This window comes from Gluconobacter morbifer G707 (assembly GCF_000234355.1).
Lineage (GTDB): Bacteria > Pseudomonadota > Alphaproteobacteria > Acetobacterales > Acetobacteraceae > Gluconobacter > Gluconobacter morbifer.
In genome coordinates this window covers 270397-294995 of record NZ_AGQV01000002.1, presented here as the reverse complement: position 1 = coordinate 294995, position 24599 = coordinate 270397, and the positions used below count along the sequence as shown (strand labels likewise).

Genomic DNA, 24599 nt, shown 5'->3' with positions numbered 1-24599 from the left:
CGGAGGTTCAACCAGATGCAAGGAATTCTGAATCATGGCAGCGCCTGAATTCACCATGCGCCAGCTGCTCGAAGCCGGCGTTCATTTCGGTCACCACACCCGTCGTTGGAACCCGGCGATGGCTCCGTACCTCTTCGGTGTCCGCAACCAGGTCCACATTATCGATCTGCAGCAGACTGTTCCGCTGCTGGACCGCGCCCTGAAGGTTGTCCGTGACACGGTCGCTAATGGTGGTCGCGTTCTGTTCGTCGGCACCAAGCGCGCCGCTGCGGAACATGTGGCGGAAGCTGCCCAGCGTTGTGGCCAGTACTATGTCAATCACCGCTGGCTCGGCGGAATGCTGACCAACTGGAAGACCATTACGGGTTCCATCAAGCGTCTGCGCCAGATCGATGACATGCTGGCTGGTGGTACGGCTGGTCTGACCAAGAAGGAAGTGCTTGATATCACGCGTGACCGCGAGAAGCTCGAGCGCTCCCTCGGTGGTATCAAGGAAATGGGCGGCCTGCCGGACCTGCTGTTCGTGATCGACACGAACAAGGAGAAGCTGGCAGTCGAGGAAGCCAACAAGCTGGGTATCCCGGTGATTGGCGTTCTGGACTCCAATTCCAACCCGGCCGGCGTGACCTATCCGATCCCGGGTAACGACGATGCCATCCGTGCCATCACGCTGTACTGCGATCTGGTCGCCGGTGCGGTTCTGGATGGTATTTCCGCTGAAATGGCCGCTTCGGGCCATGATATCGGTGCCGCTGAGGACCTGCCGGCTGAAACGGCTGTTCTCGAAGCTGCTGATGCCGCTCCGGTTGCTCCCGCCGCTGAAGGTGAGCAGGCTGTTCCGGCTGCCGCGAACTGAGACAGGAGGCAGGTTTCCCGCAATGGAAACCGGCCACTGAACCATGCCATGCGGCCGGGCGATTGCGTCCGGCCGCATGATTTATTTGAGGGATAAGAAAATGGCAGAGATCACCGCTGCTCTGGTCCGCGAACTGCGCGAAGCGACCGGCGCAGGCATGATGGATTGCAAGAAGGCTCTCACGGAAGCCGCTGGCGACATGGAAGGCGCGATTGACTGGCTGCGCAAGAAGGGGCTGTCCCAAGCTGCCAAAAAATCCGGCCGTACCACGGCTGAAGGCCTGGTTGCAGTTGCGTCTGAAAAGAACCGCGCCGCCATGGTCGAGGTCAATGCCGAGACGGACTTCGTGGGCCGTAACGAAGCCTTCCAGACCTTCGTCCAGCAGGTTGCAGAAGCCGCTCTGAAGGTCGGTGACGATCTGGAAACCCTCAAGAAGGCTACGCTGGCGTCCGGCCGGACCGTTGCTGACGAACTGACGCATCTGATCGCCACCATCGGCGAGAACATGTCCCTTCGTCGCGCCAAGGTCCTGAGCGTTCCGTCAGGTGTCGTTGCCAGCTATGTCCACGCAGCGCTGCGTCCGGGCATTGGCAAGATTGGTGTTCTGGCTGCGCTGGAAGCCCCGTCCGAGAGCGATGCCCTGGAAACCCTGGGCCGTCAGGTTGGCATGCATGTTGCGGCAACGCGTCCGGCAGCCCTAGATGTCGCCAGCGTTGACAGCGACGCTCTGGAGCGTGAGCGTTCCGTTCTGATCGAGCAGGCCCGTGCTTCCGGCAAGCCGGAAAACATCATCGAGAAGATGGTCGAAGGCCGTATTCGCAAGTTCTACGAGGAAGTCGTTCTGCTGGAGCAGATCTGGGTTCATGACGGTGAGAGCCGTGTGGCCAAGATCGTGCAGCAGGCTGGAGCAAAGCTGGTTGGCTTCGAGCGCTTCCACCTCGGCGAAGGCATCGAGAAGGACGAAAACGACTTCGCGGCTGAAGTGGCTGCTGCTGCAGGCAGCAAGTAAGTTTTTCGGGCAGGCCGGATCGCGACAGGTGCAGACCTGTTTCGGTCCGGTGCGGAAAGACGATAGAAAGCTCCCATGCGTCTGGCATGGGAGCTTTTCTGTTTTGAAGGGGGACAATCATCATGGAGTGGGAAGCAGCGGCCCTTGTCCTGTCTGTCCAGCCCTATGGTGAGGGAAGTACGCTGGTACATCTTTTCAGTGAGGAACATGGCGTCTCTCACGGGATGGTCCGCGGCGGCGGTTCCCGGAAGCAGGCCTCCCTCTGGCAGACGGGTAATCTCGTCATGGCGCGATGGCGTGCGCGGCTGGTGGGGCAACTGGGCACCGTAACGGCCGAACCCGTGCAGAGTATGGCGGCGAAGCTGCTCGATATGCCCCTGCAGCTGGCAATGGTGAGCAGTGTCTGTGCGCTGGCAGACGGGGCGTTGCCGCAGGCAGAGCCACATCCGGAACTGTTCATGCGGATGATCCGCCTGCTGACGCTGATCGGTGTCGCCCCGGAACCGCCGCCCCTTGGTGCATATCTCCGCTGGGAACGCGAGCTTCTTTCGGAGCGTGGGGTACGGGCTGAATCTTGAAGCCTGCGCCGTAACGGGGTTGAGGGAAGACCTCCGCTATGTCTCTCCGCGTTCGGGGCGGGCAGTCAGTGAGGCGGGGCGGGAGAATGGCGCGACCGTCTTCTGGTGCTTCCGGCCTTGATGCGGGACGAGCAGCTTGACGGCACAGCGGACGACTGGATTCAGGGTCTGGCCCTGACCGGTCATTTCCTCTCCCGCTGGGTGTTCGGCATCCGCCATCATCCATTGCCTGCCGCCCGCGACCGTCTGGTGGAGCGGGTGCGGAGGCTGACAGAACCGCAGGGTCCGGTGGAAGAAGACCTTCAGTAGAAGACGTGACTGGGGCCGGGACGCAGGCCATTGACGACATTCACATCTGCTGAACTGTCCCAGACGGACCAGTCCCATCCGGGATGCTGGTTGATCTCCGCCGTCATGCGCTGCTCTTCAGCCAGGGAGATGGGATGGGATTTCCTGTAAGCGTCATAGGCACGACTGTCTCCCATATAGACGCAGCCACAGGCGATGGGATCTGCATAAAGAAGGATCGGCTGGCCGTTCTGCATCCGATAGGTCAGGGTCGTGGGGGGCAGAAGGTTCATCATCTGCCAGCGCGCGGTCGTATCTGCGGGATGCGCCGTAAACCCGGCCAGGGCAAGGGTGTTTTCTCTGTGCAGGACAGGACGGTAAGGTGAACAGGCACTCAGCAGGACAAGCACGGCGCTGGACAGAAGCGCACGCGACTGTCTAAGTCCTGCGAGGAAAAGGGGTATTGCATGGGCGTTGATCTGGCTGGTCATATCGAGGACACCAAGCTCGCGGAGGCACTGAGCGAGCGGTATATTGCGTATGCGATGTCGACAATCATGTCGCGTTCCCTTCCGGACGTGCGTGATGGTCTCAAGCCGGTGCATCGCCGCCTCCTGTATGCGATGCAGCAGCTACGCCTTGATCCCACATCAGGGTTTAAAAAGTGTGCACGTGTCGTCGGTGATGTGATCGGTAAGTTTCACCCGCATGGCGATGCCTCCGTTTATGAGGCTCTCGTGCGGCTGGCGCAGGATTTTGCCGTCCGTTATCCGCTGGTGGAAGGGCAGGGCAATTTCGGTTCCATCGACGGTGATGGCGCGGCGGCCATGCGTTATACGGAAAGCCGCCTGACCGAGATCGCCAAGGCCATGTTGGAGGGAATCGAGGACGATGCCGTCGATTTCCGTCCGACCTACGACAATGAAGACGCCGAACCGGTTGTCCTGCCCGGGACATTCCCCAACCTGCTGGCCAATGGCGCAGCCGGGATCGCTGTGGGCATGGCGACGAGCATTCCGCCGCATAATGCGGGCGAGGTCTGCCGCGCAGCCCGTCTTCTGATCGAAAAACCCGACGCAACAGTCGCAGATCTGGTGGAATGCATTCCCGGTCCCGATTTTCCGACGGGTGGCATCCTCGTCGAGGAGCGGGACGCCATCATCCGCGCATACGAGACGGGACGTGGCAGTTTCCGCACGCGGGCGCGCTGGGCCGTCGAACAGGGCCGATTCGGGACATGGGCCATCATCGTGACTGAGATTCCGTATCAGGTTCAGAAATCTCGCCTGATCGAGCAGATCGCGGAAATGATGGACCAGCGCAAGCTGCCGCTTCTGGGCGATGTGCGCGATGAAAGCACGACGGATATCCGCCTTGTCCTGGAGCCCAAGAGCAAGGGCGTCGAGCCCGAAGTGCTGATGGAGACACTGTTCCGCAATACGGCGCTTGAAAACCGCTTCAGCCTGAACATGAACGTGCTGGGTGGAGACAGGGTGCCTGGCGTTCTGTCCCTGAAGCAGGTGCTGCGCGCCTGGCTCGACCATGTGCATGAAGTGCTGGTGCGTCGTTCCAATCACCGTCTGGCGGCTGTGCTGCGCCGGCTGGAAATCTTGGACGGCTTCCTAGCGGTCTATCTCAATCTCGATGAAGTCATCCGGATCATTCGGGAGGAGGACGAGCCCAAGGCCAGCCTGATGAAGACGTTCGAACTGACCGATCTTCAGGCTGAGGCCGTCCTGAACATGCGTCTGCGGTCTCTTCGCCGTCTTGAGGAAATGGAAATCCGCAAGGAACGCAACAAGCTGGCCGATGAACGCAAATCCCTGGAAACGCTTCTGGGGTCGGAAAAGCGGCGCTGGACCCGGATCGGCAAAGACCTGGAGAACACGATCCAGCGGTTTGGCAGCGGCCCGCTGGGTGATCGTCGCACCACGATTGCACAGCCACCTAAACCGGTGGACATTTCCGCCGCCCTTGAAGTCGATCGGGAACCGCTGACGGTCCTGCTGTCCCGCGAGGGATGGATCCGTACCATGAAGGGACATGGGCTGGACCCGGAAGGACATCGTTTCAAGGAAGGCGATGAAGCCGGCCTGACGGTCGAATGCCAGAGTACGGACCGTCTCTGCCTGATCGCCAGCGGCGGCAAGGCCTATACGCTCAAGGCGGCCGATCTCCCGCGCGGGCGGGGATTCGGGCAGCCTGTCCGGACACTCGTGGATATTCCACAGGAAGATCAGGTTGTCGCCCTGTTCCCGGTGACGGAAGAGGGTCGGCGCCTGATCGTGACGCAGCGCGGGCGCGGTATGGTGGTCTTGGAAAGCGGCATTGCCGCCGAGAAGAGAACGGGACGACAGGTCTTCAACGTCAAGGACGGAGATACGGTCTTCGCCTGTATCCCGGCGGTCGGTACCCATGTTCTGACGCTGGGGAGCAACAAGCGTGTCCTTGTCTTCCCGCTTGAGCAGGTCCCCGAAATGAACCGCGGCACGGGCGTCGCACTTCAGAAGCTTGGCGACAGCACCCTGCGTGACGTGCGGGTCTTTACCCTTGAAGAGGGACTGCTGTGGCAGGACGGTCAGCGTGTGCGCTCGCCGGCTGATCTGGCCCCGCTGGAAGCGCGGCGTGCAGCCACGGGGCGTGCGGCTCCGCAGTGGATGCTGCGGAAAAGCTGATCGGAACGGCTCCTTTCCCTAGCGGGAAGGGAGCATGCTCGGTTGTTCGGGAACGCAGGGCAGCCATTCGCCATCCCGCAGAATTTCAGCAGGCTGGAAATTTGCCTTGTAGGCCATCTTCCGGCTGCCGGGGACATAATACCCAAGATAAAGATAGGGCAGGCCAAGAGCCGCTGCATGGTCCATCAGCCACAGGATGGAATATGTCCCCCACGACGCCATCAGATCGGTGACGTCATAGAAGGTGTAAACGGCGGAGAGACCATCCGCCATGCGGTCCACTAGGCTGACACAGACCAGCGTTCCATCCTGCTGGCGGAATTCCACGACGAAGGTGTCAACTGGCGTATTTCCGATCAGGTCGGCATATTCGGTCCATGACATATGAGTCATGTCCCCGCCTGTGTGCCGGCTGGCCTGATAGGTTACGAACAAACGATACTGTTCCTGCGTGGCGACAGGCGGGACTACCCGGCCAATGAGGTCTTCATGGCGTCTGCGCGTTCTGCGCTGGGTGCGTGTCGGCCGGAACGTGGAGACTGGAATGCGGATGGGGACACAGGCCCGGCAGGCAGGACAGACCGGAGCATAGGCGATCGTGTGACTGCGCCGGAAACCGGCCTGCGCCAGACGGTCATGCAGCGCGGTGGCATTCCTGCCCGTCAGCTCCGTCAGGACCTTCCGTTCGGTCCGGTTGGGCAGGTAAGGGCAGGGAGCGGGTGCCGTGGTATAGAAAAGCTGGGGGTGGTGCTGCATGGGGTCGCTCCTTCAGGTGGAACCGGACCAGCCCTTATCGTAGCGCAGCTTGAAGACTGGCGCATCCATCATGTTTCCGGGAAGATGAAACGCTGATTGTACTGGGAGTTGTATGAGTCACTGGAATGTCTGGGACATTATCCTTTTTCCCCTCAGATGGGGGTTGCCGGTTCTCGTGACGGTGCACGCCCTGCTCAACAAGCGGAATACTGCAGCCTGTGCCGGATGGATCGGAACCTGCTGGTTTGCACCGTTCCTCGGAACAGCCCTTTATCTCATGTTCGGCATCAACCGCGTGCGGCGTCGGGCGCGGAAGATGATGAACCGCCATTCCCTGGAGGGACGTGACCCTCTGGCACAATACCGCCATACGATCGAAGGAAACCTGAAACCACTGGCCCGGATGATGGGCCGTCTGACGGAACGCCCACTTATGGCCGGCAACGCCGTGACCTGCCTCCATAACGGGGACAATGCGTATCCCGTCATGATCGAAGCCATCCAGCAGGCGCGTAAGTCCGTCATTCTCTGCTCCTATATCTTCCGGGCCGACGAGGTGGGCGAAAAATTTGCCGAAGCCCTGATCGCCGCTAAAAACCGTGGTGTTGAGGTTCGTGTGCTCGTGGACGGGATCGGTAGTGGCTATTTTCATTGCGGGATCGAGCGGCGTCTGCGGCGCGGGGGGGTGAAATGCGCCCGCTTCATGCATTCGGTCTGGCCCTGGCGCATGCCGTTCATCAATCTGCGCAATCATCGCAAGATCCTCGTCGTGGATGGCAGGATCGGCTTCATGGGCGGTCTGAACATCGGTGAGGAAAACCTCCTCCGGCTCCGGACGAAACTTCCGGTGGCTGATACGCATTTCCGGCTCGAAGGCCCCGTTGTGCATCAGCTTGCCGAAGCGTTCGTATGGGACTGGTCCTTCACTACGGATGAGGATCTGGAAGGCGAGCTGTACTTTCCGGAGCCTGCGACCGTCGGGGAAATTCCCATGCGGATCGTGACATCCGGACCGGATGCGGATCTCGAAAAGATCGAATACGGGATGCTTCAGGCCATTACGCTGGCTCGGAGCCACGTCTGGCTGATGACGCCGTATTTCCTGCCGGATGACCGTTTTTCAACGGAACTGCAACTGGCAGCCCTGCGGGGTGTGGTCATTGACATCGTTGTGCCGAAAAGCAGCAATCACGTCCTGATCGATGATGCGCGTGATGCCAATCTGCGGCCGTTTCTGGAAGCAGGGTGCCGTCTGTGGATGGCGGACCCGCCGTTCAATCATTCCAAACTCATGGTGGTGGATGAGGAATGGAGCTTCGTTGGCAGCACCAACCTTGATGTGCGCTCCCTGCGTCTGAATTTCGAGATCAATCTGGAAATCTACGACAAAGAGGTCGCACACAACCTCGCGACCTTCATGGCGACCCATCGCAGGAATCGCCTGACTCATCATGATCTGGATCGCGTTTCCCTGCCCGTCAGGCTGCGGAATGCAGTCCTGCGTCTTTTCTTGCCGTATCTGTAAAGCCTCAGGCCCCGAGACGCAGGGAAACGGAAATCGGCCGGTGATCCGAACCGAAACGTGGCAGCGCATGAGCTTCCAGCCGGTTGAGACCGCGGACCAGACAGCGGTCCAGCCGCAGGGGAACACGGTTCAGCATGTGGTGGGTTTTTCCTTCGGGCCGACATCATGAAAACCGGGCAGCAGAACGGGACCCACCAGATTGAAATCTCCCATGATGACAGCGCGGTGGCGCATGTTCTCGCTGATGCTGCGCAACTGCCGGCGGTTCAGGATCTGCCCGTGCGAGAGATGGACATTCGCCAGTGAAAAACTGCCAAAATCGATAAGCTGGGCCGTCCGCTTGACCAGCAGTCCGCGTGGCAGGCGGCAGAAGGAGGGCGGCCTGCTGAATGGTAGGCGACTCCAGCAGGCCGTGCCATGCGGCCGTCCGGGCAGGGGAATGCGGTCATAATATCCCCCCAGGATCTCGGGCAGGGCGTCCATGGGCTCCTGCGCTTCCTGCATGGCCACGATGTCGGGCTCTTCCGCGCGGATGACGGTCAGGACATCTTCCAGCGTGGCGCCCTCCCAGCGATACAGGTTCCAGCTCAGGATACGGATGGGTGATCCGGGCAGGGGAGAAAGCATTATTTGGGCGCCTCCGGCAGATAGACGGGGTGATGCTCGGATGTATGGGGGGACGCTGCGAATTCACTGGTCAGCGTATATCCGACTGCCAGCAGAACCGGCCCCAGGAAAATCCCCAGGCCCCCGAATGCGACGACGCCACCGAGCACACCCAGCACCGTCAGGAGATAGGGAAGCTGTGCGCCCCGTGCGATGAAAGCCGGGCGGATGGTATGATCCGCACCGGAAATGATCAGTACGCCATAAACGGCCAGGAAAATGCCATGGCCTAGGTGATGGGTCATGGCCAGCCATATGGCGGCCGGAATCCAGACCAGAGGCGCCCCGATGGGGAAAACGGCCACGAAGGCGGTCAGTCCCGCCAGCAGTACGGGTGAGGGAACGCCTGCCAGCATGAGCCCGATCCCCGTCAGAACGCCCTGAATGAGAGCCGTGCCCAGAATCCCGTAAACCGTACCGCGGATCGTGCGCCCAATGATGTTGATAAGGCGCGGTGTGCTCCGCGGTCCGGCGATGCGGTCCATTAGGGACGTGATCGTCTGGCCAAGCGAATCGCCATTCAGCCAGAGGAAGAATGCTACGAACAGCGCCATCACCAGCTCAGCCAGACCGCTGGTCAGCTTCACCAAGATCGCAAGTGCGATCTGAGCGATTTCCCCGGTATAGGGACGCAGGATATCCGTTGCGAAAGCCCCAATGCCTTCCTTGACGCGATGCCAGGCCTCTACCAGATGAGGCCCAGCCATCGGGATTCCGGCCATCCAGTGCGGGGGAGGATTCGCAGTCGTCGCTTTCTGGATCAGGGTGTCGAGTTCGGCGAACGTGCCTGGAATGTCACTGATGCCAGCCGTCGCCAGAACTACCAGCGGCACGATGATGATGACCGCGCTCAGCACCATCATGGCCAGGGCTGCCAGAACGGGCTTCATCCGTGTTCTCAGACGGCGATACAGGGGCCAGGTCGTGAAGACCAGGATCGCGGCCCAGAGAACGGCCGAGAGAAACGGCCAGAGGATGATTCCACATCCATAGGCAATTCCGGCGAGGACAAGGGCGAGGATAATCCGCTCGGTCGTCATGCCGCCAAGCCCGGCACAAGGATCAGCATGAAAAAGGCGCCTGTGTGGTCATGGGGAGACACTCTGCCACGCTCTGGCGTTCTGTGCATCCCTCGACCTATGCTGTCGATATGACGATTTCTCCTCTTGTCGGGGCTGCCTCTCTTCTTTCCGAAGGCGGCGGCTACGTTCCTCTTGACGCTAGCGTCCTGCTGCCAGGCCAGAAAGGCGATCCGGAAGCGGCCTTCACGGAAGCGCATCTGCCGGACGCGCGCCGATTCGATATCGACGTCTTCGCCGATCCGGAAAGCGCGCTCCCACACACGGTTCCGGGTGCGGCACGGTTTGCCCGTCTGATGGAAGAGATGGGGCTGACGGAAGAAACGCCTCTCGTTTTCTACGATCAGACCGGCAGCGTTGGTGCGTGTCGCGGCTGGTGGCTGGCGCGGCTGTTCGGTCACCGTAACGTGCGGATTCTGGATGGCGGGCTGAAAGCGTGGCGAGAGGCTGGAGGCCCTGTGGAAAAGGGCCAGGCTGTTGATTTCCCGTCAGCCGCTTACCGGACACGTCTTCGTTACGGCCTGCTGGCGGGATCGGGCGATGTTCTGGCGGCGCTGCATGATCCGGAAGACCATCTGGTACTGGACGCTCGCAGCGCCGCCCGTTTTGCCGCCACGGTTCCCGAACCGCGATCCGGCGTCAGGGGCGGCCATATGCCTGGTGCGCTCAGTCTGGACTGGACCCAGCTGCTGGATGGAGCGGGTTGCTTTCAGTCACCGGAGACATTGCGCTCCCTTTTTGCGCCTGCCGCGGGCAAAAAAAGGGTGATCGCCAGTTGTGGGTCAGGCCTGACAGCCGCGACACTGGTGGCCGGACTGGGGATTGCAGGCCTGCCGGATGGTGCGTTGTATGACGGGTCTTGGGCAGAATGGGGTAGTGACCCCGATGCCCCGATCGTGACGGGGGATGTATGAGCAGACTGGAAGACCAGGTCAGCAGCGGATGGAACAGACTGGCTTCACGGCTGGTGCAGGGTGGTCGCGTGGAGGAGGTTCCCGCAAGCGGCACGTTTGTCAATCCACCCGTGACGCGTGGCTCGACAGTCCTTTTCCCATCCCTCGCGGACATGAACCGGACCGACAACCGCAGTCATGTCCACAAGCTCGTCTATGGCGCGATGGGATCTCCGATCCAGCACCAGCTTGAAGAACTCCTGACCGAAATCGAGGGCGGAACGCACACGCAGGTCGTCAATTCCGGACTGGCCGCCTGTACAGTGCCGCTTCTGGCCTTTCTGGGACATGGAGACCATCTCCTGCTTCCCGATTCGGTCTATGGTCCGACGCGCCGCTTTGCCGGAACCATGCTGGCGAGGATGGGGGTAGACACCACGTTTTATCCCCCACTGGCCACGCAGGAGGAAATCCTTGCCCTGATCCGCCCGGAGACGAAAATCCTGTTTGCCGAAAGTCCGGGCAGCCATACATTCGAGGTTCAGGACATGCCCATGCTGGCGGATGTGGCGCACCGGTCCGGGGCGCTTCTGATGCTCGACAATACATGGGGGATCGGCATCTTCCAGCCGTTTCAGCATGGGGTGGACGTCTCGATTCAGGCTCTGACGAAATATCCCGCCGGGCATTCGGACGTCATTATTGGCTCCGTCACGGTCAAAGACGAAACGCACTGGAAAACCCTGCGCGACGCCGCAATCCAGCTTGGCCAGTGTGCCGGCCCTGATGACTGCTGGCTGACAATGCGTGGCCTGCGCACCATGGGTGTGCGCCTGGCGCATCAGGCTCGCGCGGCTCTTGATCTTGCGCTCTGGCTCAGAAGCCGGCCCGAAGTGGCGCGTGTCCTGCATCCGGCATTCGAGGATTGCCCGGGGCATGAATTCTGGAAGCGTGATTTCACAGGCGCCTCAGGACTGTTCGGGGTCGAACTGCGATCCGATATTCCCATCGCGGATGCAGAACGGATGATCGACGGGCTGGAAATGTTCGGGATCGGGGCGTCATGGGGCGGCTATGAAAGCCTTGTGCTGCCTACTACCGGACATATCCGGCGAACGACAGAAGCAGGTGGGCCGGAAGCCGCGATGTTCCGCCTTCAGATCGGACTGGAAAACATCGAGGATCTTCGAGCCGATCTGGCGCGCGGTCTGGACAGTCTCGGCGGGGACGAGCTGTGAGCCCGACACGGAGCAGGGGGCTTGTTTGGCTCCTTCTGATCTGTGACGGCGTACAGGCTATCCTGCTCGTAACCCTTCTGGTCCGGAGCGGGGCCGCAGCCTTCAGCAATTTCAATTTCTGGGCCTCCCTGTTCATCGTGGCCTGTACGATCCCGGGCCTGAGGGAACAGTTCCGGCGTCCGCCACCGTCCTAGCGGCGGCGGAAGGCCAGAGCTTCTGCCACATGGTGACGCTGGATCTGGCTGGTTCCTTCCAGATCGGCAATGGTGCGGCTGACCCGCATCAGCCGTGTCATGCCCCGGTTGGACAGGCGCATTTTTGTCGCGGCCTGTTCCGCCAGCGAGCATGCATAGTCATCCATGACAAAAAGATCCGGAGACGTATCTGCGTTGCATTGACCCTGTCGTGCAAGCTGCCTCTGACGGGCCGCGCTGACACGGGCGCGGACCGTCGCGCTGTCTTCGCCCCGGGGTGCGCGACTGATTTCGACAGGAGAAAGGGGATCGATCTGAACGCAGAGATCGATCCGGTCCAGCATCGGGCCGGAAATACGCGCCGTGTAATCCTCGCCGCATCGCGGTGCTTTCCGGCAGCCGCGCTCCGGATCTCCCAGATACCCGCAACGGCACGGATTCATGGCGGCGATGAACTGGAAATGCGCGGGATAGGTGGTGTGCTGTGCAGCACGGGCTATGGAGATTACGCCTGTCTCGATCGGCTGGCGCAGGGCTTCGAGGCAGGACCGGGAAAACTCCGGCAACTCGTCCAGGAACAGGACTCCGTGATTGGCCAGACTGACCTCGCCTGGCTTCGCCTTCGCGCCACCCCCGACCATGGCAGCCAGACTGGCACTATGATGTGGGGCACGATAAGACGGCCTGACCGTCAGTCTTCCCTCCCGCAGCAGACCTGAAACACTCTGGATGCGGCTGGTTTTCCAGCATTTCTTCCGTCGTAAGGTCGGGCAAAATCCCGGGCAGGCGGCTGGCCAGCATGGATTTCCCGGCGCCGGGCGGTCCGCTCATCAGCAGTGAATGACGACCGGCTGCTGCAATTTCCAGTGCCCGTCGTCCTAGAGGCATACCTTTGATGTCCGCAAGGTCAGGCCCGTAATCCGGGCGGTATCCTTCAGGTTCGGGAACAGGCGTCAGAACCTGCTCGCCCTGAAAATGCGCGACAAGAGCGAGCAGGGTGGACGGAGCAAGAATATCAAACTCCGGATTACCCCAGCGCGCTTCGAGACCCTGCGAATGCGGGCAGATCAGCCCCAGCTTCCCCGCATTCGCCCCCAGAGCGGCAGACAGGACCGTTGACCGGATTGATGCGTCCGTCCAAAGACAGCTCTCCGACTGCGGCATAGGCAGATATGGCCTCGAAAGAGAGCACGCCCATGGCCACCAGAAGGCCCAGCGCGATCGGCAGGTCGAAATGCGCGCCTTCCTTGACGAGATCCGCCGGGACGAGATTGACAAGGATCCGCTTGGGAGGAAGGGCCAACCCCATCGCCGTCAGGGCAGCCCGGACTCGTTCACGGGCTTCGCCTACGGATTTGTCTGCCAGCCCGACCACCAGAAACGCTGGAGGGCCGCTGGAGAGCTGAACCTCGACCGTCACCGGGACGGCTTCAATTCCCGAGAATGCAAAACTCTGGATTCGGGCCAGTGTCGGAGCGGAGGCGGGGGAAGAAATCTGGCTGGGCGTCGTCATCGGACGGAGCCTAGCCAGAAAAACTTTCCAGATGGTTAACGGAAGAGAGATCAGGGGCGCTGGTAAAGGAGTCGCGCACGTAACGTGCCATCCAGCGCCTTCAGGCCGTCAAGCAGCTTCAGGTCCATGTCCGCGCTTTCGGATTCCGCTTCCACAACAACATATCCGACCTCTCCGTCCGTCTGGAGATACTGGGCAGTCACGTTGCAGTTGTGCGCTGCGAAGATCTCGTTGATCTGCCGCATGATGCCGGGGCGGTTGGCGTGGACATGCATGAAGCGTGTGCCGCGCGGTCGTTCCGGAAGCTGGACACTGGGGAAGTTCACGGCGCCGATCGTGGACCCGACATCGGAGTAGTCAACCAGCTTCCGGGAGACTTCCACGCCGATGCGTTCCTGGGCCTCCATGGTGGAGCCACCGATATGCGGGGTAAGGATCACGTTCTCGATGCCCTGGAGCGGGCTTCTGAACGGTTCGCCGGCCTTTTTTGGCTCGACCGGGAAGACATCCACGCCCGCACCCATGAGATGACCGTTCCGCAGGGCGGCGGCCAGCGCATCAAGGTCCACGACATTGCCGCGGGCATTGTTCAGCAGGATGGAATTGGGTTTCATGGCCCGGATTTCCGCTTCGCCGATGAGATTGTTGGTCTCCGGTGTCTGCGGGACATGGAGACTGACCACATCCGACTGTGCGAGCAGTTCGTTCAGGCTGGAGACCGCCGTGGCGTTTCCATGCGGAAGGCGCGGCAGCACATCATAATACAGGACGCGCATCCCGAAAGCTTCTGCCAGAACGGAAAGCTGGGAGCCGATGGAACCGTAACCCACGATGCCCAGCGTCTTGCCCCTGACTTCCCAGGCATTCGTAGCGGACTTGTCCCAGCCACCCTGATGACAGGCTTCCGACCGCGAGGGAATGCGACGCAGAAGCATCACGACTTCGCCCATGACCAGTTCGGCCACAGAACGCGTATTGCTGTAAGGGGCGTTGAAGACGGGAATCCCGTGCATCCGGGCTGTCGCCAGATCAACCTGATTGGTGCCAATGCAGAAGCAGCCGATTGCCATGAGGCGGTCAGCGGACTCGATGATATCCTTCGTCAGCTGCGTACGGCTGCGGATGCCAACCATATGGACGCCCTGAAGGGCCTGTTTCAGGGCTTCTCCCTCAAGCGCGCCTTTCAGACGGGTGACTTCGGTGTAACCCTCGGCGTTGAAATGGGCGACGGCACTCTCGTGAATGCCTTCCAGCAACAGGATGCGGATCTTGTTCTTGGGGAGAGAGAATTGCGTGTCCATACTTCCGTCCCGGTCATGCACCGGAAGGTTCCGGTCTGAATCCAAATTTGCTTCCCGGCCCATGCCACCGGGGCATCATGCCTACCCGATCAACTCCGATCAGGAAAGATGGGCCATGATCTCTGGCAGGAGAGACGCATCTCCGCAGGCCAGAACCGTCCCGTCGCTTTCTAGGCCCAGAGGCTGGCCCTGCCAGTCGGTCATGCTGCCGCCAGCACCCTGTACGACCGGAACCAGCGCTCCCCAGTCCCACGGTTTCATGGTGCATTCGGCAATGATGTCGATCTGCCCCAGCGCCAGCAGACCATAAGCGTAGCAGTCTCCGCCCCATGACGTGCGCCGGACATGCTCCTGAAGCCGCACGAAGCGGGGCGCGTGGGCCGGTGTCATGATTTCAGGCGCCGTGCAGGAGAGTTCCGCCTCCGCGATTCCCGGGCGTCTCCGCGTTCCGATACGCCCGGGCAGACGGTCCGACACGAAGCGCGTCGGTCGGCCTTCGATGCCGATCCATCTTTCCCCGGTGACGGGCTGATCAATCAGCCCCAGAACCGGACGCCCCCTGTGGAACAGAGACACCAGCGTGCCGAAGGTGGGGCGCCCCGTCAGAAAGGCGCGTGTACCGTCGATCGGGTCCAGAACCCAGAGCCAGTCGCTGTCCATCCCGGATCTGCCACCTTCTTCCCCAAGGATGGCGTGTTCGGGCAGGCGCTCTTCCAGAAGGGTCCGCATGATGCGTTCCGCCTCCCTGTCCGCCCTGGTGACGGGACTGTCATCGAATTTTGCATCCGCCTGAAGGGATGTGCGGAAATAAGGGACCACGCTCCGCCGTGCCGCATCTGCGCAAGCCTCCGCGACCGCAAGAGCCGTATCCAGAACCGCTTCACTCATGATTTTTTTCAATCCCGCCTGAAAGCACCCCCCTGAGATTGACGCCCGAACAGCCGGACGGCATCACAGGGCCATGCGCCCGATCATCGTTATTCCCTCCAGACTTGCCTCCACCCGTCTGCCACGCAAGCCCCTCGCCGATATCGGTGGCTGTCCCATGATTGTCCGGGTGGCGAAACGCGCCGTTGACGCCGGGATCGGAGCGGTTGTGGTGGCAGCGGGAGACCAGGAGATCCTTGACGCCGTGGCCGGGCTGGATGGTGTGCGGGCCGTCCTGACGGAAGCCGCCCTGACCAGTGGTTCCGACCGTGTTCATGCCGCGCTCCGGCAGGCAGACCCGGATGGCGTGCATGATGTCGTCATCAATCTTCAGGGGGATCTGCCTCTGATCGATCCGTCCAGCCTGACGGCCGTGCTGGAGCCATTGCGTGATCCCGCCATCGATATCGGAACACTGGCCGCCCCGATACAGGACGAAGCGGAGCGTGACGCGCCGCAGGTCGTGAAGATCGCCTGTGCGTTCGGTGATGCGACCGTGGCGCGCGCATTATATTTTTCCAGACTGCCGATCCCCTGGGGGGACGGACCGCGCTGGCATCATGTGGGCGTATATGCCTGGCGCCGCGCCGCACTGGACCGGTTTGTCAGTCTGCCACCTTCGGCTCTGGAGCGTCGGGAAAGCCTCGAACAGCTGCGCGCGCTGGAAGCCGGCATGACAATCGGCTGTGCGCGGATCGATCGTGCGCCACAGGGCGTGGATACGCCAGCCGATCTGGCGCGGGTGAGGGAACTGGTCTGATGGCGGTGATTGCGTTTCAGGGCCGTCCGGGCGCCTATTCCGATCTGGCCTGCCGTCAGGCACGTCCGGGCTGGACAACCCTGCCTTGCCCGACATTCGCCGACGCGATCAAGGCTGTTCATGACGGCAGAGCGGATGAGGCCCTGCTGGCCTGCGAGAATACGCTCGCCGGGCGCGTACCGGACATCCACGCGCTTCTGCCGGATGCCGGGCTGCATATTGTGGGGGAGCATTTCCAGCGCGTCGAACATTGCCTGCTGGCTGTCCCCGGAACCAAACTTTCCGATATCCGTCGCCTGCATACACATCCGGTGGCGCTGGGGCAGATCCGCAGGCTGATCCGTGAACTGGGAGCCGAACCGGTCGCCCAGTTCGATACGGCCGGCGCGGCGGAAATGGTGGCGAAGTGGAGGCGTCACGAAGATGCGGCTATAGCCTCCTCGCTGGCGGGAGACCTGAACGAGCTGGTGATCCTGCGGCAGAACGTCGAGGATGCCGCCCATAACACGACGCGCTTTTATCGTGTGGCCTCGGAGCCCTGTATTCCGGACCCGGAAAGCCGGAATATCCTTACGACGCTACTGATGCGCGTAAGCAATCGTCCAGGCGCGCTCTATGCCGCATTGGGAGGTTTCTCCCGGCATGGTATCAACATGACACGGATCGAAAGCTACATGCTGAACGGCTCCTTCGCGGCAACGCAGTTTCTCATGGATGTGGAAGGCCACCCCGAGAAACCGGCGCTCGCTGGAGCGTTACAGGATCTGAGGCAGGTCAGTGATGATCTGAAAATACTGGGCGTTTACCCAAGCAGCCTGTCCCGGCGGGATGGGACAACAAACGCATGACAAGCAGAGGCGCAATAATGGCTGACAGCATGTATCAGGGGTCACTGACGGCTCTGGTCACACCACTGCATACAGATGGCCGGATTGATTACGACGCGGCGGCCAGACTGATCGAACGTCAGATTGCAGGCGGGACCACAGGGCTCGTTCCGGCGGGAACGACAGGCGAGAGCCCGACCCTGAGCCACGAGGAACACAGCCGGATCGTGGCGCACTGCGTCGAGGTGTCCAATGGCCGCGTGCGCGTGATGGCCGGGGCGGGATCCAACAGTACGTCGGAAGCCGTCGGCATGGCGAAACATGCCCATTCCGTCGGGGCCGACAGCCTTCTGGTGGTTGTGCCTTATTACAACAAACCCACGCAGGAAGGGCTTTACCGCCACTTCATGACGATTGCGGATGCGACTCCGCTTCCCATGTACCTGTACTGCATTCCGGGGCGCTCGGTCGTCGATATTTCCCCGCAGACCATGGGGCGTCTGGCTAGGCATCCGAACATTGTGGGCACGAAGGATGCCACGGCCAATATGGCACGTCCCATCGCGGTCCGCCGGGCCGTCGGGCACCGGTTCAACCAGCTTTCCGGCGATGACAACACGATTCTTTCGTTCATGGCCGCAGGCGGTGACGGGTGCATTGGCGTGACCTCGAATGTCGTGCCCCATCTTGCCGCGGATCTGCATTGTGCCTGGCAGGAAGGGCGCACCAGCGATGCCATTGCCCTTCAGGATCGTCTCTCTCCGCTTCACGATGCCATGTTCATGGAGAGCAATCCGGGCCCTGTGAAATATGCCATGTCACGACTCGGCCTATGTAACCCGACACTACGTCTGCCGCTCGTCGAGCCACAGGACGCAACCCGGCAGGCGATCGACTCGGCCCTGAAATCTCTCGATCTGCTGGACTGACCCTGCACCATGGCTGGAAAGAAAACGAAAAGCGGCATGATTTCCCACGGGATTGCCGCCCAGAACCGTAAAGGCCGGTTCAACTACACGATTCTTGAAACTACTGAAGCCGGGATTGTCCTGAAAGGGCCTGAGGTCAAAAGCCTCCGTCTGGGCCGGGCGACTATTACGGAAGCCTATGCCGGGGAACGGGACGGGGAAATCTGGCTGTTCAATGCCTATATCCCTGAATATCAGGGTGGTGTCCTTTCCCGCTTTGACACGCGCGCACCCCGCAAGCTCCTGATGCATCGCAAGCAAATTGCCCATTACCTAGGAGCCGTAACCCGTTCCGGAGCGAGCTTGGTTCCGCTGGATATCCATTTCAATGCCCGCGGCATCGCGAAAGTTACCCTGGGTCTGGGGCAGGGGCGCAAGAAGGAAGACAAGCGGCACGCCATCGCGGAACGGGACTGGCAGCGTTCAAAGGCACGTCTGGTCCGGAGTGGTGGCAGGGACTACTGACGGTCTCTTGTCGGGAGATGTCTTCCGGCCCGACCCATTTCCCGGGAAAGAGCATAAAAAAACCGCCGAGCTTTTGCCGCGGCGGTTTTTCTTGTTCAGCCTGTTAAGGGCTGAAACAGATCAGTCAGCCGTGATTTCTGCGGCTTCCGGACCCTTCTGGCCCTGCACAACCTTCACGTTGATGGTCTGGCCTTCGTCGAGAGACTGAAGGTGGGAACGCTCCAGAGCGGATGCGTGGACGAAGATGTCCTTGCCACCGCTGTCCGGCGTGATGAAGCCGAAGCCCTTGGTGGCATTGTACCACTTGACGGTGCCACGAATGTCTTCTGCCTGGGACAGATCCGGAGCAGGGCGGCCCGGACGTGCACCGCCACCGAAGCGCGGCTGTGCGCCGAACTGGCTGCGGGGACGGGGCTCTTCCGCCGTGCTTTCATCAACGGACAGCACTTCTGCGACCTGACGGCCCTTCGGACCCTGTCCGATGCGGACAACGACCGTTGCACCCGGATTGACGGAGTTGTAGCCGGCATTCGTCAGGGCGTTGGCGTGCAGGAACACGTCTCCGGAGCCATCGGCGAGTTCAACGAAGCCAAAGCCCTTCTCCGTGTTGAACCACTTCACGCGCGAGCTGATTTCTGGGCCGGAAGCTGTGACGAAGCCGCCACCGCCGCCACCGCGACGCGGAGCGCCACCACCACTGTTGTAGCCTCCGCCGAAGCCTCCACGGTCACCATAAGACGGCTGGGACATGTAGTCCCCGTCAAACCCGCTGCGGCGAGGTGAATTGAAGCTACGGTCGGTTCTATTGTTTCTCAACGGTCTAATCCCGAGACTGGGGCGCCAGGAGGGACATGAACCCGCCATGACGTATATTCAAAAAGTTTAGGAAAGCTGCATCCCGCCGCTCGCCTGATGTAATGCCTAGCACGCTTTTTTCCCGCTCTGCCACAACGAAAGTGTAGCTGAAACACAACTCGCGCTGATTTTAAGATCGGGGAGGGGGTGGTGAAGTCTTTGCTTCGGGGGCCGGAAATGACATACAGGGCCCGAATACTTGCCGTCCGGCCCCTGACAGGAATGATGTGCCCATGCGAACCAGACTGACTTTTGCCTTCGGGATGACTGCTGTACTGGCCATGGTTTCCCCCGCGTTCGCGACTCCTGAACAGGATCCGTACGGCATTCTGACCGTTCAGGGCGAGAACGACGCTGTATCCACACTCAAGGGTACGTCCGACCAGTATTACACGTCCGGCCTGCGGATAAACTGGACGTCTCCGACCTCCCTGCCGAAGCCGATCGACGATATCGGTCACCTTTTCATGGGTGACGGTGTCCAGCGCATCAGCATCGGTGTTCAGCAGCTCATCAACACGCCTCGTGCCACGCAGGACGCAACGCCGCCGATCGGTGACCGGCCGTATTCGAGTCTTCTGCTGGGAACCGTCAACCTGATCAATGACAAGGACAACTCCCGGACAGTCATGGGCATGCAGGTCGGCATCATGGGGCCCGGCGGTCTGGGACGTCAGGTGCAGAACGGCTTCCATAACGCGATCGGTGATACGACCAACTCCGGCTGGTCGCATCAGCTGGCCAACCAGCCGATCTTCCAGATCCAGGCAGGCCGGATCTGGCGTTTCCCGGTTGCGAAGATTTATGGAATCGGGATGGATGTCCTGCCTGCGGCCTCCGGTGCCGCCGGTGACTACCGCACCTATGCGGATGCGGCGGCTACCTTCCGGATCGGTCAGGGGCTGAACAGCGATTTCGGCAACGCCACGATCGGACCGGGGCTGGATGGAACGGACGCCTTCAAGGCTACCCGACCCGTGGCCTGGTATTTTTACGGCGGTGTGGAAGGGCAGGCTGTTGCCTATGACGCCACTCTTCAGGGCAATACCCTTCGTGCAAACTCGCCGCATGTCGACAAGATGTGGGATGTTGGCGAGATCCATGCCGGTGTCGCCGTGATGTGGCATGGTGTGCGCCTGTCCTACAGCCAGAACTGGCAGACGGCGGAATTCAAGACCCAGAAAGCCGGTCTGTTCAACTATGGCTCGCTCAAGCTGTCCGTGAAATTCTGATCGCGCTAGTCAGGAAAGACCGGATCTGTCATGATGGCCCAGCCACCTTTTGGTGGTCGGGCTTTTTTTATCTGTCCGTGACTGGCAGCGGAATGTCCTGCTCCCGGACTGGCGCGCCAAACAGATAGCCCTGAACTTCCTCACAGCCATACGTATCCAGAAACGCCATCTGGAACTCCGTTTCCACACCCTTGGCGCAGCAGGTCAGATTGAGCGTACGGGCCAGGTTCAGGATACTGGTCATGACTGCATCGGCGCGGGGGCTTTCTCCGAGTTGCGCCATGAAAGCGCGGTCCAGCTTGATCTGGTCCAGCGGATAGATCTGCAGCCGTTCAAGCGAGGAATAACCAGCGCCGAAATCATCGAGCGCAAGTTTGACGCCCATCGCCCGGACACGTGCCAGTTCCCGGAACGCGATATCCGCCGGTCCGAATGGACGCCGTTCGGACAGTTCGATCTGAAGCCGGTGGGGAGCGATTCCGGTTTCCCGCAGAACCTTCTCTACAATACCCGACAGGCGTTCATTGACCAGCCAGACCGGCGAGACATTCACGCAGACACGCAGGGACGATTTCCAGTCCAGAGCAGCCAGGCAGGCGTGATGAAGGCTCCATTTATCGATCGCTTCAATCATGCCCGCCTTTTCAGCGTGCTGGATGAAAAGCGTCGGGGAGACTTCTCCGTGGCCGGGCCGGTTCCAGCGCAGGAGCGCTTCATAAGCGATGATCTTCTGGCTGACCGTATCGACGATGGGCATCCATTTCAGGAACAGTTCATCCCTGTCGATCGCTTTCAGGAGATCCTGCTCAAGAGAGGATGAAAGCATGTGCAGCCGGACAAGTTCCGTGCTGGTTCGGCGTTCATGCCCCCCTCCCGTCCGGTCGGCTTCCGCCAGGGCAGCCTTTGCCGACAGAAGCAGGGCGTTCTCGTTGCCGCCGTCCTGTGGATACATGCTCCATCCTGCCGAAAGGGAAATGGGCAGGGCACCCATCTCCAGTTCGACTGGAAGGGCTGACAGTCTGAGGATCCTGAGAACCAGCGTGCGGGTGGTGATGGCCGTAAAGCCCGGGGGGGTCAGGACCATGAAATGACCGCCACCGATATGGCCGAGAAAGCCATCCTCGGGAAGAATGTCCTGAATGCGCTGGGTAATTTCCGCCAGCACCAGATCGGCCGTGTCCCAGCCATATCGCTCGTTCATCAGGGCGAGATGATCAAGTTTCAGATTGATCAGTCCGAACACCGCACGACGGGGAAGCCTGTCCGTTTGCCTGATCCGGTCCTTCAGGGCGGTCAGGCTGTCGCTGCGGTCCGGAAGGGAGGGAATTTTTCTTCGCGGTAACTCGGAAGACACTGAAATCAGGGATGCCACGTCTGTCAGAACCGGAAAGCAGGTCTTGTCCAGAGGACGACATCCCGGCCGTGCGATCAGAACCATCATGGCGGGTGGATAAGGCGCGACTTTTCCACCAGGTGACGTTTTTTGACTGCACAGAAGGGCTGCAAGGCTCCATCCATTGGGCGCTGTCAGCAGTGTCGGGCCTGAAATACCGGAAAGTTTTTCGAGAAGGTCTTTTGTAATAAGGCCGGCTGGGACTGAACCGGTGCTGTGCCGGATCTGGAACGGGCCTTTTGCACCACGGGTTGCCATAGCTGCGACATCGCATTCGCTGCTGCCTGCAGCAAGGCGGAGAAGCGCCAGCAAACAGGCTGTTTCCCTAGATTGTGACGGAAAGCCGTTCTGGTCATCACTGATAAGCGGCATCAAGCCTTTCCGATCCTGACTGAAATGACAGTTTACATACCTGAAGAAAAAGTGCTCAGGCTGAACCGGATGGAAGGCTAACCTGAAATCAGAAGTTTATCGGTGTCAGTGCGATTAAAGAGTGCAAGAAGTTGTTTCAACGCATGACCTCGTACGCCTTCAAGTCCGGGATTGCGAGATAATTCCCGTTCCGCATCCTGCTTCATGGAAGTTAGCAAAATGTTAATTCTTTGGCCTTGGGCAAGCCTGAGACCGGGTAGGCCGGACTGCCGATTACCAGCAAGATCACCCCCGCCGCGGATTCTGTAGTCTTCGTCCGCAATCAGAAAGCCATCATTTGTATCGCGTAACAGTGAGAGCCGTCGGACAGCCGTCGGTGTGGCGTCCCTGTCATGCAGAAGCAGGCAGAAGGATTGCTGTGTGCCCCGCCCGACGCGCCCGCGGAGCTGATGAAGCTGGGCCAGACCAAACCGTTCGGCCTGTTCGATCACCATGATCGACGCATTGGGAATGTCCACACCAACCTCGATCACGGTGGTGGCAACAAGAATGCGGAACTGTCCATCGCGGAAGGCGTCCAGCGCAGCCTGGCGGACGGTAATGTCCTGCTTGCCATGCGCCAGCCCCACGATTTCGCCGAAGCGTTCGCTCAGCATGGCCCATCGTTCCTCTGCCGCGGCTGCTGCCTGCGTCTCGCTATTCTCGATCAGTGGGCAGACCCAGAAGACCTGTACGTTTCTGGACAGGGCGCGCGTAATGGCGGCCAGAATGTCGGGTAGGGACTCCATGCCATGCAGGGTGGTGCGGATGGGCTGCCGTCCAGCCGGTTTGGAGTCGAGGCGACTGACGCTCATCTCGCCCCATTCCATCAGTTGCAGCGTGCGGGGAATCGGGGTTGCGGTCATGACGAGAATGTCCGTTGCCTGTCCCTTGTTGCTGAGATTCATGCGCTGCTCGACGCCGAATCGGTGCTGCTCGTCGATGACAGCTAGTCCCAAATCGGCAAAAGTGACGCCTTCCTGAAACAGAGCGTGCGTCCCGATGACAATCCTGGCGGAGCCATCCGCGATCCGGGCCAGCGTGTCACGCCGGGCTGCGCCTTTCACGGTTCCGCTGAGATAGACACATTTCGTGGGGCAGAGGCGAGAGATGGTCTCGAAATGCTGCCGGGCCAGAATCTCCGTCGGCGCCATCAGTGCGGCCTGCGCTCCGGATTCCACAACCTGAAGCATGGCATTCATCGCCACGAAGGTCTTGCCTGCGCCGACATCTCCCTGAAGCAGACGCACCATGGGCGTTGGTGCCGCAAGATCGGCGGAGATTTCCGCAATCGCATGCGACTGGGCCGGGGTGGGCGTGTGGCCGAAGCGGTGGCGCATTTCCGTGCGCAGACTGTCAGGTCCGGTAAAGCTGCGTCCTGGCCGGCTGCGGGCCTTCAGACGGGCGAGACCGAAACAGAGTTGGTCCGCCAGAAGCTCATCCGCCGCCAGACGGGACAGGGCCCGTTCCCGTACGGGTTCCCAGGCAATGTTTGGCGGAATGATGTCAGGAGACTGCATGATGCGCAGGGCCTGTCCGAAAGATGGCCAGCGCCGTTTCTGCATGAGGGCATGATCCTGCCATTCCGGGAGGTCGGGCAGAAGCGAGAGCGCGGCCCGCATGGCCTTGCGCACGGTTGAGGGAAACAGTCCTGCCGTCAGGGGCCAGACGGGTTCAAGTGTGGGGAAGGTCTCGCGCCGGTTCCAGTTCATGACATGGTCAGGCTGCGGCATGGTCAGGCTTCCCTGAAACCAACCCGTCTTGCCGGAAACGAGAAGATCGGCACCCACGATGGGTGCCGGCATATTGCGCTGCTGGAAAAATACCAGATCGAGCGTGCCGGTGTCATCTTCCGTACGGATGACGGAAGGCTGGCCTGGCCGGGCCGCTTTCCGAATGGACAGGACACGGACCCGGCAGGTGAGAATTTCACCGGGTGCAAGATTGTGTCCTTCCGCGACAGTGCGCAGAATACGGCGGTCAACGATCCGTTCGGGCAACGTGAACAGCAGATCCACGATACGCTTTCCGCCCGCGATTTTCTGAAGCAGACCGGCATGGCGGGGACCGATACCGGGCAGGGTGGTCAGGGGGGCGAAAAGGGGGGACAGAAGATCGTGAGAGGGCAGTTCGGATGGCATTGCAGGGGTGCTCCCGCGCTCCTCATGTCTGATAGGGTGGCTGACAGGG

20 protein-coding genes and 3 pseudogenes are annotated in these 24599 nt (G+C 60.8%); 13 read left to right on the top strand and 10 right to left on the bottom strand.

Going from position 1 to position 24599, the window contains the following annotated elements; genetic code table 11:
* Positions 1–34: 34 nt before the first annotated feature.
* From rpsB to recO, 3 genes and pseudogenes are all read left to right on the top strand, one after another.
* Positions 35–856: a 30S ribosomal protein S2 gene (rpsB, locus tag GMO_RS06295; protein WP_008851487.1), complete on the top strand. Its 822-nt coding sequence runs from the start codon at positions 35–37 to the stop codon at positions 854–856.
* A gap of 100 nt (positions 857–956) precedes the next feature.
* Positions 957–1865 carry a translation elongation factor Ts gene (gene tsf, locus GMO_RS06290; RefSeq protein WP_008851486.1) on the top strand — a complete coding sequence of 303 codons (909 nt, stop codon included), beginning with the start codon at positions 957–959 and terminating at the stop codon, positions 1863–1865.
* A gap of 122 nt (positions 1866–1987) precedes the next feature.
* Positions 1988–2752: pseudogene (recO, locus tag GMO_RS06285) on the top strand (DNA repair protein RecO).
* On the opposite strand, the gene GMO_RS06280 reads toward recO, so the two are convergent.
* Positions 2746–3222, bottom strand: a complete 477-nt coding sequence (locus GMO_RS06280) for a hypothetical protein (protein ID WP_040508517.1) — start codon at positions 3220–3222, stop codon at positions 2746–2748. The pseudogene recO and the gene GMO_RS06280 sit on opposite strands and share 7 nt — an antisense overlap.
* On the opposite strand from GMO_RS06280, the gene parC reads away from it, so the two are divergent.
* Positions 3199–5406 carry a DNA topoisomerase IV subunit A gene (gene parC / locus GMO_RS06275; RefSeq protein WP_008851481.1) on the top strand — a complete coding sequence of 736 codons (2208 nt, stop codon included), beginning with the start codon at positions 3199–3201 and terminating at the stop codon, positions 5404–5406. The genes GMO_RS06280 and parC overlap by 24 nt on opposite strands.
* Before the next feature lie 18 nt (positions 5407–5424).
* Here the strand turns inward: parC and GMO_RS06270 are convergent, their stop codons facing one another.
* Positions 5425–6162: an arginyltransferase gene (locus GMO_RS06270; protein ID WP_008851480.1), complete on the bottom strand. Its 738-nt coding sequence runs from the start codon at positions 6160–6162 to the stop codon at positions 5425–5427.
* Between the two features lie 112 nt (positions 6163–6274).
* Between GMO_RS06270 and cls the strand changes: the two genes are divergently transcribed.
* Positions 6275–7687, top strand: a complete 1413-nt coding sequence (gene cls, locus GMO_RS06265; protein ID WP_040508383.1) for a cardiolipin synthase — start codon at positions 6275–6277, stop codon at positions 7685–7687.
* Between the two features lie 4 nt (positions 7688–7691).
* Here cls and GMO_RS06260 read toward each other — a convergent pair.
* Together GMO_RS06260 and GMO_RS06255 are read right to left on the bottom strand one after the other, a co-directional pair.
* Positions 7692–8314 (bottom strand): annotated as a pseudogene (locus GMO_RS06260) (endonuclease/exonuclease/phosphatase family protein).
* Complete coding sequence (locus tag GMO_RS06255; protein ID WP_008851475.1) at positions 8314–9393, bottom strand: AI-2E family transporter; 1080 nt, start codon at positions 9391–9393, stop codon at positions 8314–8316. The pseudogene GMO_RS06260 and the gene GMO_RS06255 overlap by 1 nt, the downstream one beginning before the upstream one ends.
* A 110-nt stretch (positions 9394–9503) precedes the next feature.
* Here GMO_RS06255 and GMO_RS06250 point away from each other — a divergent pair, with 110 nt between their 5' ends.
* The 3 genes from GMO_RS06250 to GMO_RS06240 are packed head-to-tail and all read left to right on the top strand — an operon-like array spanning position 9504 to position 11757.
* Complete coding sequence (locus tag GMO_RS06250; RefSeq protein WP_050801428.1) at positions 9504–10346, top strand: rhodanese-like domain-containing protein; 843 nt, start codon at positions 9504–9506, stop codon at positions 10344–10346.
* A complete protein-coding gene (gene metC / locus GMO_RS06245; RefSeq protein WP_008851473.1) occupies positions 10343–11563 on the top strand; it encodes a cystathionine beta-lyase in 1221 nt (406 codons plus the stop codon). Before GMO_RS06250 ends, metC begins: the two co-directional genes overlap by 4 nt.
* A complete protein-coding gene (locus tag GMO_RS06240; RefSeq protein ID WP_008851472.1) occupies positions 11560–11757 on the top strand; it encodes a hypothetical protein in 198 nt (65 codons plus the stop codon). The genes metC and GMO_RS06240 overlap by 4 nt, the downstream gene beginning before the upstream one ends.
* Here GMO_RS06240 and GMO_RS14855 read toward each other — a convergent pair.
* The 3 genes and pseudogenes from GMO_RS14855 to GMO_RS06225 form a co-directional block, all read right to left on the bottom strand.
* Positions 11754–13270, bottom strand: a pseudogene (locus GMO_RS14855) (YifB family Mg chelatase-like AAA ATPase). The gene GMO_RS06240 and the pseudogene GMO_RS14855 overlap by 4 nt on opposite strands.
* A gap of 50 nt (positions 13271–13320) precedes the next feature.
* Positions 13321–14571: a phosphoglycerate dehydrogenase gene (serA, locus tag GMO_RS06230; RefSeq protein ID WP_040508515.1), complete on the bottom strand. Its 1251-nt coding sequence runs from the start codon at positions 14569–14571 to the stop codon at positions 13321–13323.
* A gap of 99 nt (positions 14572–14670) precedes the next feature.
* Positions 14671–15459, bottom strand: coding sequence for an inositol monophosphatase family protein (locus GMO_RS06225; protein ID WP_040508382.1), 789 nt, complete (start codon positions 15457–15459; stop codon positions 14671–14673).
* Positions 15460–15532: 73 nt separating this feature from the next.
* Between GMO_RS06225 and GMO_RS06220 the strand changes: the two genes are divergently transcribed.
* From GMO_RS06220 to smpB, 4 genes are read left to right on the top strand one after another with little or no spacing between them, the layout of a single operon-like run.
* Positions 15533–16258, top strand: a complete 726-nt coding sequence (locus GMO_RS06220) for a 3-deoxy-manno-octulosonate cytidylyltransferase (RefSeq protein WP_008851466.1) — start codon at positions 15533–15535, stop codon at positions 16256–16258.
* Complete coding sequence (locus GMO_RS06215; RefSeq protein ID WP_008851465.1) at positions 16258–17106, top strand: prephenate dehydratase; 849 nt, start codon at positions 16258–16260, stop codon at positions 17104–17106. The genes GMO_RS06220 and GMO_RS06215 overlap by 1 nt, the downstream gene beginning before the upstream one ends.
* 17 nt (positions 17107–17123) lie before the next feature.
* On the top strand, positions 17124–18014 hold the full coding sequence (gene dapA / locus GMO_RS06210; RefSeq protein ID WP_008851464.1) for a 4-hydroxy-tetrahydrodipicolinate synthase: 891 nt from the start codon (positions 17124–17126) through the stop codon (positions 18012–18014).
* 9 nt (positions 18015–18023) lie between these two features.
* Positions 18024–18518 carry an SsrA-binding protein SmpB gene (smpB, locus tag GMO_RS06205; protein ID WP_008851463.1) on the top strand — a complete coding sequence of 165 codons (495 nt, stop codon included), beginning with the start codon at positions 18024–18026 and terminating at the stop codon, positions 18516–18518.
* Between the two features lie 120 nt (positions 18519–18638).
* Here the strand turns inward: smpB and GMO_RS14850 are convergent, their stop codons facing one another.
* A complete protein-coding gene (locus GMO_RS14850) occupies positions 18639–19334 on the bottom strand; it encodes a cold-shock protein (protein WP_040508380.1) in 696 nt (231 codons plus the stop codon).
* 272 nt (positions 19335–19606) lie between these two features.
* On the opposite strand from GMO_RS14850, the gene GMO_RS06195 reads away from it, so the two are divergent.
* Positions 19607–20605 carry a lipid A deacylase LpxR family protein gene (locus GMO_RS06195; protein ID WP_040508379.1) on the top strand — a complete coding sequence of 333 codons (999 nt, stop codon included), beginning with the start codon at positions 19607–19609 and terminating at the stop codon, positions 20603–20605.
* Positions 20606–20672: 67 nt separating this feature from the next.
* Here the strand turns inward: GMO_RS06195 and GMO_RS06190 are convergent, their stop codons facing one another.
* Both GMO_RS06190 and recG read right to left on the bottom strand, forming a co-directional pair.
* Positions 20673–22370, bottom strand: a complete 1698-nt coding sequence (locus tag GMO_RS06190; protein ID WP_008851459.1) for a putative bifunctional diguanylate cyclase/phosphodiesterase — start codon at positions 22368–22370, stop codon at positions 20673–20675.
* Between the two features lie 77 nt (positions 22371–22447).
* Positions 22448–24550: an ATP-dependent DNA helicase RecG gene (gene recG / locus GMO_RS06185; RefSeq protein ID WP_008851458.1), complete on the bottom strand. Its 2103-nt coding sequence runs from the start codon at positions 24548–24550 to the stop codon at positions 22448–22450.
* Positions 24551–24599: the final 49 nt, after the last annotated feature.